The organism is Geminisphaera colitermitum TAV2 (genome assembly GCF_000171235.2).
Taxonomy (GTDB): Bacteria; Verrucomicrobiota; Verrucomicrobiia; order Opitutales; family Opitutaceae; genus Geminisphaera; species Geminisphaera colitermitum.
The window spans coordinates 126,047-136,891 of the sequence record NZ_ABEA03000126.1 but is presented as its reverse complement, the minus strand read 5'-3'; the positions used below and the strand labels follow the sequence as shown (position 1 = coordinate 136,891).

At 60.8% G+C, this 10,845-nt stretch carries 7 protein-coding genes and 1 tRNA gene; 3 read left to right on the top strand and 5 right to left on the bottom strand.

All coding sequences use genetic code 11. From position 1 onward, the window contains the following. Nucleotides 1-145: 145 nt before the first annotated feature. A complete protein-coding gene (locus OBACDRAFT_RS15425; RefSeq protein ID WP_081722101.1) occupies nt 146-1,690 on the bottom strand; it encodes a CobW family GTP-binding protein in 1,545 nt (514 codons plus the stop codon). 158 nt (nt 1,691-1,848) lie between these two features. On the opposite strand from OBACDRAFT_RS15425, the gene dcd reads away from it, so the two are divergent. From dcd to OBACDRAFT_RS15410, 3 genes are all read left to right on the top strand, one after another. Beyond that, nucleotides 1,849-2,433: a dCTP deaminase gene (gene dcd / locus OBACDRAFT_RS15420; protein WP_043587103.1), complete on the top strand. Its 585-nt coding sequence runs from the start codon at nt 1,849-1,851 to the stop codon at nt 2,431-2,433. Between the two features lie 118 nt (nt 2,434-2,551). After that, a tRNA-Val gene (locus tag OBACDRAFT_RS15415) sits at nt 2,552-2,628 on the top strand. Between the two features lie 165 nt (nt 2,629-2,793). Then, complete coding sequence (locus OBACDRAFT_RS15410) at nt 2,794-3,615, top strand: ParB-like protein (RefSeq protein ID WP_081722095.1); 822 nt, start codon at nt 2,794-2,796, stop codon at nt 3,613-3,615. A gap of 53 nt (nt 3,616-3,668) precedes the next feature. Here OBACDRAFT_RS15410 and OBACDRAFT_RS15405 read toward each other — a convergent pair whose 3' ends face one another. From OBACDRAFT_RS15405 to OBACDRAFT_RS15390, 4 genes are all read right to left on the bottom strand, one after another. After that, nucleotides 3,669-4,532, bottom strand: coding sequence for a lysophospholipid acyltransferase family protein (locus OBACDRAFT_RS15405; protein ID WP_232767190.1), 864 nt, complete (start codon nt 4,530-4,532; stop codon nt 3,669-3,671). 54 nt (nt 4,533-4,586) lie between these two features. Continuing rightward, nucleotides 4,587-5,351 (bottom strand): GNAT family N-acetyltransferase, encoded by a 765-nt coding sequence (locus OBACDRAFT_RS15400; RefSeq protein WP_043587096.1) that lies wholly within the window; start codon nt 5,349-5,351, stop codon nt 4,587-4,589. Nucleotides 5,352-5,494: 143 nt separating this feature from the next. Beyond that, nucleotides 5,495-7,288, bottom strand: a complete 1,794-nt coding sequence (locus tag OBACDRAFT_RS15395; RefSeq protein WP_157837119.1) for a hypothetical protein — start codon at nt 7,286-7,288, stop codon at nt 5,495-5,497. Nucleotides 7,289-7,337: 49 nt separating this feature from the next. Then, nucleotides 7,338-10,757, bottom strand: a complete 3,420-nt coding sequence (locus OBACDRAFT_RS15390; protein WP_198529916.1) for a hypothetical protein — start codon at nt 10,755-10,757, stop codon at nt 7,338-7,340. Between the last annotated feature and the right edge of the window lie 88 nt (nt 10,758-10,845).

Sequence of the window (10,845 nt, the reverse complement as noted above, 5' to 3'; positions counted from 1 at the left end):
GTAGGGAGGTCTCTCCGAGACCTCCGCCGAGCGCAGTTTGATGTATCGAAATTATTGAGACAGATGGCGCGTGGTTGCGGAAAACTTGGCGGAGAACTCGGAGCGGAGGACTCGGAGAGTCCTCCCTACCAGTCGGAAAATCGACTCAAACAAGGCACGAACGAAAGCCAAGCGTGAGAGCTTCGCGATTCAGATCCTTGCCGATGAAGACGAGCGTGTTGGTGCGCGCGTCCTTGCCCCAAGGGCGGTCAAACTTGGCGTCGAAGAGCATGTGCACGCCTTGAAAAACGAGCCGGTTGTCGGAGCCTTTGACGTTGAGCACGCCCTTGCTGCGGTAGATGTCGGCCCCTTTTTTTGCGAGAAGTTCGCCGATCCAGTTGTTGAGTTTTTGGGCATCGACCACACCGGGCTCACTGATGCCTACGGAGCTGACGGCGTCCTCGTGGCTATGCGTGTGCTCGTAGTCCTGCTGCCAGCAGGGACGGACGTTTTCGCCCATCACCGGGATGTGCAGCGGATGTTCGCCGCAACCTTCAAACACCATGTGAAAACCAGGTTGCGCCACCGTGAGCGGATAGTGGCCGTGGCCGTCGTCGAGTTGCAGACGATGGAGCACGAGACCGGGGGCGACAGGCGAGCCGGGGGGCACTTTGGTTTCCCAATCGGCAAAAACGCGCACGGCTTCGTCGCGCGCGGCGGCGAGGTCGGCGGGATCGAGCGATTTCACCGGCAGGATCACGACATCAAGCTCGTTCTCATTGCCGTGATGATGGTGGTGATGGCAGTGCGCGTGACCGTTGCCTTCACTGTCATGCGCGTCGTGTTCGTGGTCGCCGTGCGCGTGTTCGTGATCGCAGCCGCATTCGTGCTCGTGGTCGTGCCCTTCATGTCCGTGATCGTGATGAGGGTGGCAATGGCCGATGACGAGTTCGTGGCGACCGGCGGGCAGGGCATAAACGCCGGCCCACTCGAACGGGTAGGTCGGTTCGAGAAAACGCGGATCGAGTTCGCTGGCGCGCGAGAGATTGAAGCCGCCGACGTTGAGCACGGCGGAGAGAGGCACGTCAGCATCGCGCGAACGCAGGATGCGCGTGGCGGCGTTCATCTTGCGGATGCGGGCTTCGAGCGCATCGAGATCGGCGGGCGACACGAGATCGATTTTGTTGAGCAGGAGCACGTCGGCAAAGGCGATTTGCTTCTGCGCCTCGGGCGAGTCGCCGAGATGCTGGAGGATATGGCGCGCATCCACGATGGTGACAATTCCGTCGAGACGGAAGGCGGCGCGCATCTCGTCGTCGGTGAAAAACGTCTGTGCCACGGGCCCCGGATCGGCGAGGCCGGTGGTCTCGATGAGGATGCCGTCGAGGCGGTCCTTGCGCTTCATAAGGCGGCCGAGAACGCGGATGAGATCGCCGCGCACGGAGCAGCAGATGCAGCCGTTGTTCATCTCGAAGAGTTCCTCGTCGCTCTGGATGACGAGTTGGTTGTCCACGCCGACCTCGCCAAATTCGTTTTCGATGACGGCGAGTTTCTTGCCATGCTGCTCGGTGAGGATGCGGTTGAGGAGCGTCGTTTTGCCGGCGCCGAGGAACCCGGTGAGGACGGTCACGGGAATGGGCGCGGGATTGGCAGATGCGGCTGGAGGGGGGGGGGGGGGAGTGGCGGGAGCGGAATTGGATGCGGAGGACATTTGTTGAAAACGAAAACAGAAACGAAAACGGTAAAACACTACCCAAACCCGCCGGGGCGCAAGGGTGGTTTTGCCGATGCGCACCTTGCCACTTTGCCGATGCGCACTTGCGCTCCGCGCTCCACTCACTCCTCATTGCCCGCAATCCCATCCGCTCCGTGATCCTCAACGACCGCCAAATTACCGCCTTTGCCCGGGAAGGTATGATCCGTCCCTTCGTCCCCGAACTCGTGCGCGAGGAAGCCGCCGCGCACCGCGTGCTTTCCTACGGACTCTCCAGCTTTGGCTATGACCTGCGACTCTCGCCGCGCGAGTTTCAGGTGTTTCGCCACGTGCCCGGCACCGTCCTGGATCCGAAGCGTTTCAACCCGCGTAACCTGGAAAAAGTGCCGCTCGAAACCGATGAGCACGGCCGTTATTTCATCCTGCCCGCGCGCAGCTACGGCCTCGGTGTAGCCATCGAAAAACTCAGCCTGCCCGACAACGTCACGGCCATCTGCGTGGGCAAAAGCACGTATGCCCGTTGCGGCATCATTGCCAACGTCACCCCGGCCGAGGCGGGTTGGAGCGGACACCTCACGCTGGAGTTCTCCAATGCGAGCGCCGCCGACTGCCGCATTTATGCCGGCGAAGGCATCGTGCAAATGCTGTTCTTCAGCGCCGTGTCCTGCGCCACCTCCTACAAAACCCGCGCAGGCAAATATCAACATCAACGCCAGCGAATCACGCTGCCCAAGGTGTAAACAACGCGCCCCCTCCCCCCCCCTGCGACAAACCGGTCAATCCACGTCTGGAAATGACCGATATTTTTTCTTGCACACCCCCTGCCGCCTTCTCCTTACTCCGCGACTCTCTTCATCTGGACCCTTAGCTCAGTTGGTTAGAGCACTTCCTTGACATGGAAGGGGTCGTTGGTTCGAGTCCAATAGGGTCCACCAGATTTTCAGTAAATCCCTTACTTATTAACGAGTAAGGGATTTTTTTGTGCCAACCATTATCAGAATCATCCGATCAGGTGACATTTCGCACCCAAAAATTCACAAATTCGTAACACTACCCCTCTTTCCGTTTACGCATGTGCCCGTTTACTGGCGGGTAATTCAATGCCAGACAGACACCATTCCCGACTGCCAGCCTCCCTCTCCACGCGCTCGACGCTTTTCCCACTCGTCGGCCTCACGTTTTTCCACGCCACAAACGACGAATGCAGGCCCTTTCACTCCCTGCTTCCCGCTGGCGCAGCGGTCAGAATCAACGCCCATCTTTTACGCCCCACGCAATGCGTGATCGGTTTTCGCGAAGTCGAAGCGAAACGGGAAAAAATCGAAAAGCAGTCGTCCAAAAAACGGACCGCCTATCTGAAGAAAAAAAACGTGCCCCTCGTCATCGGCCCCGGCGGCGCGGCCTGGATGGTGGACGGGCATCATACTCTGCGCGGGCTGCTTGACGCCGATGTGGAGGACAAAACGGCCTATGGACGCATCATCTCGAACTGGTCCGACCTTCCCGTATCTGAATTTTGGCGACGAATGCGCGCGAACAATTACGTTTATCTGAAACTGCCCGGCGGCCGCGCCACGATCCCGCCGGCACGACTTCCCGCCTCGCTCCTCCAGATGGTGGACGACCCCCACCGCAGTCTTGCCTGGGCGGTCGGCAAGGCTGGCGGCTACGAGGTGCAGGACGACGTGTTTTACCAAAAATTCCAGTGGAGCGAATTCTTCCGCCTCCGTGTCGAATGGGATGATTCCAGCAAAAAGGACTTCGCCCGCGCCGTTACCGAGGCCACGGTCCTCGCCCGTACCCGCGCCGCCGCCCGCCTCCCCGGCTGGCTGGCAACAATTCCTGCCGATGTGGACAACATCACAAGCGATGTCCTCGATTCACTTTTCGGAGACACCGCCCCGAATCCACTGGTTGCCTGAATCAGCAGACGACCACGCTCCCGCCCCGCGTCTGCCGCTCTGCCTCGCCGCAGTCAGACTTCTGCAAGCCACGCGCCGCTGTCGTGAGTCGCCACGACCGGCGGACACCGCCTCCCCTGCCCCCGGCTTGCATTCCCTCCTGCCGCCCTCAACGCCTCCACCCGTTCGTGCAGCAGCCTTGCCAACGTCTTGCGGTCCATGTCTCCCGCCGCCGCAACCGCCTCGCCACGCGCCACACGCGCCCGTATCCACGGAATCGTAACAAGATTCAGCAAATGCGGAGCCAGCCGCATGTCGCCCCACCAGCACACCTCGCCCGCCGCCGACCGGCCAGCCGGCACCGTGTAGTCGAGCGACATCGGAAGCACCAACCAGCGCCGCCGGATCGCCGGTTCGAGCAACGAAGTCTTGAAAGACAGCACCCGGCTCCCGTCGCTTGATGTGCCTTCAAGGAAGACCGCCACGCTCACCCCGCCCGCCAGAGCCTCCGTCATCTCCTCCGCCACCCGCGCCACATCCCCTCGCCGCGCGCGATCCACAAAAAGCGTGCCCGCCATCCCCGCCAGCCAGCCCAGCACCGGCCAGCCGCGAACCTCGCTTTTCGCAACGAAAATCACGGGCCTGTCCGCCGCCAGCACCAGAATGTCGAGGTAGCCCAGATGATTGCAGACCATCAGCCCCGCCTCCGCCGATGCCCCCGGTTTCAGGCCAGACGATCCCGGCGTCACCCGCACGCCCATGACCCGCAGCAAATCCCGGCACACCGCCTGCATCCATCGCGCGCGTTCAGCCGGAGTCCTGCGCTTCACGCGCACACTGCCACCCAACCAACGCGCCACCGCCAGTCCAATCACCGTCCCGATGACGGCCAGACGCCAGCCCCCGCGCATGCAATCCCACCAGCGCCAACGATTCATTTTCGCATCACGTCGCATCTCGCATGTTGCTCACAAAATTCCGCGCCGCCGACCTCAGCCCATGAACTTGCGGTAAACGCGTTCGGGCATCGCGCGCAAGTCCAGCCACGTCAGAAAATCCACCGTGCCAAATTCCCTATCGATCGCCGGCTCACCGCAAATCGTGGCGCCCACGGCGAGGTAGGCGGCCATCAATCGCGGTATCTTCGCTTCCATGACAGGCGCGCCGGCGGTGGCCCGGCACTCCAGGCCAGGCTGCGGCGACGTCCGCCATCCGGGCGCCGCCAAGTGCCGTGAAGCAAGTTGCGCATACACCGCCAGTCCCTCGTCCGCATCACGCGACGTCAACGAACTGCACCCCACCAGATAGCGCCCTCCGTGCCTCTGCGCATACTGCGCAATGCCACGCCACAACAGGCCAAGCACGCTCTGGTTGCGATGCTCGCGCGCCACGCACGCACGACCGAGTTCAACGACCTCTTCGCGCACCGATTCGAACGGCGTGAAATCAAACTCCTGTTCGCTGTAGTAACCAAGGCGCAACCCCGCCTCCACGCCTGTCTGCAACCGATAGGTGCCGACCACCGTGTCCGTCGCCTTTTCGCGGACGATCAAGTGATCGCACACCGCGTCAAACGCATCGCTGTCCATGCCCGAAGCGAACGAAGTGACCAGCCCTTCGCCCATCTCAACATTAAACACCTCATAGCGCAGGCGCTGGGCGGCGCGAACATCGCTGACATCGGATGCCAGTCGCAAGTTGTAGCGTTCGGTTTCGACCGAAATGGGAGAGGCGGCAGTAACAAGCAGAGTGCACATAATGCCATCACCGGTGCCGGCAGTCCACCCCCTCGGCAAGCCGGAGCCGCGTTCGCTCCACAAACGTTACAAAAACCCCGTTTTCGACACCCAATCGTCACACTCCTCCCCCCCCCCCCCCCGCCCTCGCATTGGCGGGCTCATCAGACCACGCGCACCGGATCGGTTGCGAGTGGATCAATGCGAACGGAAACGTTGCCTGCGGCGCGGGGCCATGCGATTTGCCACGCCTCGTCGTTGTGCATGCGGATGTATCTGTTTTCTGGTGACACATCCAAAACCGGACTCGGACCAGGCAAGGTGGATACATCGCGTCCCCAGCAGATGATCCAGACACAGGCAACGCGCTCCTGCCGGGCGAGCGTCGTTTCCGGCCAGAGAACTTCCCAAATAATTTCCTCCGCAGATTCCTGTGTGAGTCGCGGACGCACACCGGCCCCGAGCGGGAGGAAAAATACGGTGACTGGCACGCCCGCCGCATCCAACAGGAGGCGCGAGGTGTCCATGCCGAGTTCCTCGCGGACAAGGGTGAAATCCGTGCCGGTAAGGACAAGTTGGTCGGCGAGCAAATCCCACGAACGCGAGAGCGCAGGCATGCGACGCAGGATGCAGGCATCGGGACCATCTTGCAGCGAATCGGTCAGCCCGACAATGGGCGGGACAAGCGCATCAGTAAGCGCGTTACGCAGGTAGGCGGCATGTTTGTCGCGCGCCGGGTGGAAGCGATCGAGTTCGTTTTCGCGCGTGTGCCAGCGAAGAAATCCCCAGCCGTTTTCCCCGGCGGAAAAGGCAACAGGCATCGACTGCCACGAAAGTCCCCAAGCCACATGGTCGGTGTGCGGCATGATGGGATAACGCGACATCGTTCCCAATCGCATGCGCGGGTCGTCCTCTGAAATCCAAGCACGCGCAGTGGCACCACCAAAACATGGAATGCTGATCCGCTCACGCACAGGTTGACGCGGCCCGACAAGAACGTGCCAGCCGAGTTCGTTGAAAAGGTGGCCGAAATGGAAATGCGTGCTGCGCCGGACGTGTTGCGCGTCACTCGGATCAAGCCAGGGACGGATCGTGTCGCGCCAAAACTGGAGACCGGGACGAGCCGCAAATGCGTAGGTGCGGATGGCGGGCACACGGATGTCGCCACCGTAGGCATCTTCGATGGCAAGGAGTTCGCGCAGGAGGCGCGTGTAATGAGCGCGCACGGATTCGGGCAAGCGTCGCGAAAGAAGAAGCAGCGCGGAGAGTTCGTTGAAAAGAACTCCCGTATAGCAATCGCTCAAGTGCTCGCCCCAGCCCCAGTGATGCGCGCTCCAGTAATCAGCCGCCGACTCCATGGCTGCGAGGAGACGCGCGTCGGACGGTCCATCTTCAACCTGTTCGTGGAGGAGCCAGGCACAGACAAGGTCGCCAAGATATTTGTTGGGATACCAAAGCGCCCCGGTCTGACTTTCGCGTTCGAACCAGAAAAAGAGATCGCCGAGCATCGCATCGAGTTCGGCAAGCGCGGGGGGGGGGAGTTGCTCACGATACGCGGCGGAAAGAACAATGAGGTTGAGGCCAATAAAAAACGCCGCGTTGGTATCCACCGGATGCGGTTCCTCGGCGAACCATTTGAAGCAACCGTGTTGTGGCGAACCGTCGAGGCATTGAAGGCGGCGGATGGCAGCAAGGATGCGTGCAACAGGAGCAGGGAGTTTGTCGAGCGCGTGTAGTTGAGCAGCAATGACAAGACGACAGGCCGCCTCGACACCAGAATGGACGCGCGGGAGTTCCGCAACGGGCTTGGTGTGGCCAGGTTCGGCGGAGGTCCAGAGAGAGAGCTTTTTATTAAATGAATCGGAAAACATCCGGCGCGATGGAGGCGCCTCGCGTTGAACACGAGGCGCTGAAGGCATTCGTCGCATCGTCGATGGCGGATTGGCCGTGAGTATCATGGAAAAAAAAAGGAAGAGCGCGTGCGTTGGGGGGGGGGGGGGGAGAGGATCAGAAACGCGTGAGACGTTCGTAATCAGTCCGCGATAACACGTAAACGGGACTGTCGCTCAGCGTGAGAGCAAGCGTGCCATCGGATGCAAATGCGTCAGGCGCGAGATGAGTTACACGGCCCACAACATCCACGAGCACAAATGGCCCTTTGCCCTCGGACTTGTAATTGAACGTGACAGGTCGCTTGGTGTCGCTTGCCCAAGCCATGACAGTAGGGCCAAAGCGGGCGGCTTGTATCCGGTTATCGGTGACGATGCGTTTGTATTCAAAACCATCAATGAGCGCGCTGGCCGTGTAATAGGCAGCTTCGGCGGGCATGTGGCCGGCCTCAATGTCCATGATATAGTAGCGGCTTTCACCGCGACTGTAACGCCAGGGAACGAGAAAACCGATGCGTTGGTAATCGTCGCGACTGAGCGCGCAGGCCGTCATTTTGGCGACCATTGCAGCTTGCCAGCGGCGGGCATCGCGTCCGTGTCCAGAACGCGCGCCCGTCTCGCCGATCCAAAAGGGTTTGTCGTTTTTCAGGCCAAGTTTTTTGTAAACTTTGAGCACGCCGAGATCCGTTTCGTTGGGGCTGTTGGACATGTTTCCACCAAGAACGGGTGATTTTTGCGGGTAACAATGCACGTCCCACACGTCGTGGTATTTGGCGAGTCCGAGTTTGAGGCATTCTTCAAACCACGAGTCGGAAGCGGGACGCACAAGGCTGGCACCCAACATGAGAGCGGAGGGTTTTGCTTTTTTGATGATCTCGTAATCCTGCTTTGCCTTGGCAACCCAAGCGGCAGGCGTGCCGCGTTGGGCGAGATGAATATCGACCTCGTTGAAAGCCTTGAAAACGTCCACGTAGGGAGCGCTTTCCTCGACGTAAGCACGGAGGTAATCGGGGTCACGTTGGGTCCAGGTGTCGGCAATGACATCGAGGCCACGCGCGCGGGCTTCTTTGTAAAAATCGAGGGCGCGAGCGTGGTTGCCACCGATGTTGCGGAGGATCCCGATGCGTTCCATGTAGGGGAAAAAGAGCGTCCGGTAACGTTCCTGTCCGGCCATGAAGTAATAGGTGACAGACATTTTTTTTGACTCTTTGCGCTCGCGCTGGGCGGCGGTGCCACGAATGACGTTGAAGCCGTCGCTTGGGTAGGTGCAGACGAGATTGCCGTCCGCGTCGAGGAGTCGCAGGTGCGTGGCGTAGTATCCGGGAGCGGGTGCCGCACCGAGGTCAAAGGTGGTGCGTCCGGGAAGCGTGATGGGTTGAGTGCGAGTGAGGAGTTCCGTGGCAATGGCAACGCCGTCGTAATCGGTGATGGTGAGTTCGAGTTGTCCGGCGGGTTGCGGGATAAAAGGTGCGACGGTCTGGCGGAGGAGGTCGGCAGTGCCGAGGTCAATGTCGAGCACAAGCGGTTCGCCGGGATGGACGAGATTGAAGGGGGCGCGGGTGTAAACGAGGGGCACGTAACGACTGGCAACAGCGCGGGAAATTTTTGCAGAAGCGGGGTCGGTGGTGCTGGTGCGGATTGCTGCAAGTGAATCGGCGGCGGGAGCAGAGAGGCGGGCGGTAAAGGCGAAGGTTTCGTCTTTGCGCTGGCTCATCACGAGTTTGACAAGGAGACGATTCCAACCGGCGTCGAGTTTGAGCGGAGCGACATGGGCAGTGTCGCCGCGTATCCGTTTAACAACGACAACGCCGCCTTGATCGTTGTGGTCGGTTTCCTCGATTTCGGTAGTGCTGGAGGCGGAGGCGTCGCGTTGCCAGACAAGGGCGCGTCCATTGATCCAGCCGTCGATTTCGGAACCGCTCTGCGAGAGGTGAAGGGTGATGTTGGCGGGGGTCGGAGTGTGGAGGTAGAGGTGGGCGTAGGCGGTGCCTTTGGACCATGCGTAGTCACGGGGTAGTTGTTTTTCCATGACAATGCGCCCGCCGGGATCGCCAGCGGCGGGAGCGCGTTCCTGCCAGCGGGTGTGCCACGAGGAATCCCAGTAGGTGATGACCTGCGGTTCGCCGGGATTCGGACGCACTTGGGGTTCGTAATCGAGGCCCCAAAGAGAAAGGCCGGCAGAGCCGGCCCAGGTTCCAAGCGTCAGCCAGTGCGCAGGTCTGTCGCGAGCGAGACCGCCGAGTGCTTCGCCGGGTGGGTCAGCCTGCAAAGCGGCAGCCGTTGCATTGGCTGCGCGCGGGGGGGGGGGGGGAGGAGGCAGACCGCGGGCACCGTGAGGAGCAGGGTCGTTGAGAGCAGAGAGCAGGGTTTGGCTTGCGTCGTCGTCAAAAGGGGCGGTCCAGATGGCGCGGGTTTGTTGATCGGGAGTAACAAGGATGGCGGCGGGGAGTTGGGTTTCCGCAAGACCGAGTTCGCGAGCAATGTCGATTGAGCTTCGTTCGATGGCCGGGGGGCTGTCGGACGCAGGACGGCGGTTGGCGACTCGTTGGTTGGCGACAGCGTTTGTTGACGGGAGGCGGTGGGGAACGATGTCGAGGGCAATGCGTTTAGCGGCATCCGTTGCGAGACGAGAGGCGGAGGGCGCAAGGCGCTGGTAGAGGATCGCAGTGTCGGCGGGTTTTGCGCTTTCGAGGATGATGAGGCGGGCATCGGGTGTGGCAGGACACCAGAGGCTGGCGATTTGTTCACCGGGGGAACGAGCAGGGGTGTCGGCGGCGACGATTGGAGATGTAGTTGAAATTTTGATACCGCCAATTTGCCAGCGTGCCGGGGGTGTGCCGGGGGAGATCGCTAGAAAGAAGCCGATGCCAACTCGGTTCCAGTCGGGTATGTCGGGAGCGTTGGTGGAGGCGGCGGGGCGGAAAGTTTGGTCACGAGCGATGGGGGTGACCATGTCGTCATGGAAATAGTCGAAGGTTTGGGCGGCGGTGTTGACTTCGATCTTGAAGCGATGCCAGCCGGGAGTGGTTTTCCCAAGGATGGTTTTTCCGTGGCGGACGTTGGAGTCGGAGCGGATTTCAAGGCGCAGGAGGAGTGCTTTGTAGTCGTTGGCTTTGGGGCCAACGCGTCCCCAGAGTTCCATGCCGGGGTTGTAGATGCCGGGCTGGATTTCAGCGCTCCATTCGATGGTGAAACGGCCTTCACCAACGCGGAGTGTGCGACTGCGAAAATAACTGGCTTTGCCGCGGTCGTCGGTAGTGGCGGTTTCAGCGAGAACAAAGGCTGCGACGTTGCCCACAGGGGCGGTGCTGCTTGCATCCGTTTTCTCGGCAGGTCCGGCAACGATGCTCATCCGCTCTTTCATGTGCGTGTAGGCAGTGAGCCAGTCGGGATAGCCGACTTTGCCTCCAGCAAAAGAGGGCGCAAAAACAACCGTGTTGGTTGCAGCATCGCTGGCAGCGGCAAGTGCTGTGACGGACAGGAATGCGCAGGCCAAAAGTGTGATAGCGGTTGCGAGAATGGGTAGTGATTTTCTCATGACATGAAACTGCAACAAAATGATGGAATCCGTGAGATCACGGGTTGATGGAGGGAAAACGGAAGATAGGCACGCGCGGGGGGGGGGG

Bases quoted from the DNA above. Each gene is read 5' to 3' on its own strand.
- OBACDRAFT_RS15425 (WP_081722101.1), bottom strand. From the start codon at position 1,690: ATGTCCTCCGCATCCAATTCCGCTCCCGCCACTCCCCCCCCCCCCCCT.
- OBACDRAFT_RS15395 (WP_157837119.1), bottom strand. From the start codon at position 7,288: ATGATACTCACGGCCAATCCGCCATCGACGATGCGACGAATGCCTTCA.
- OBACDRAFT_RS15390 (WP_198529916.1), bottom strand. From the start codon at position 10,757: ATGAGAAAATCACTACCCATTCTCGCAACCGCTATCACACTTTTGGCC.
- OBACDRAFT_RS15405 (WP_232767190.1), bottom strand. From the start codon at position 4,532: ATGAATCGTTGGCGCTGGTGGGATTGCATGCGCGGGGGCTGGCGTCTG.
- OBACDRAFT_RS15400 (WP_043587096.1), bottom strand. From the start codon at position 5,351: ATGTGCACTCTGCTTGTTACTGCCGCCTCTCCCATTTCGGTCGAAACC.
- OBACDRAFT_RS15410 (WP_081722095.1), top strand. From the start codon at position 2,794: ATGCCAGACAGACACCATTCCCGACTGCCAGCCTCCCTCTCCACGCGC.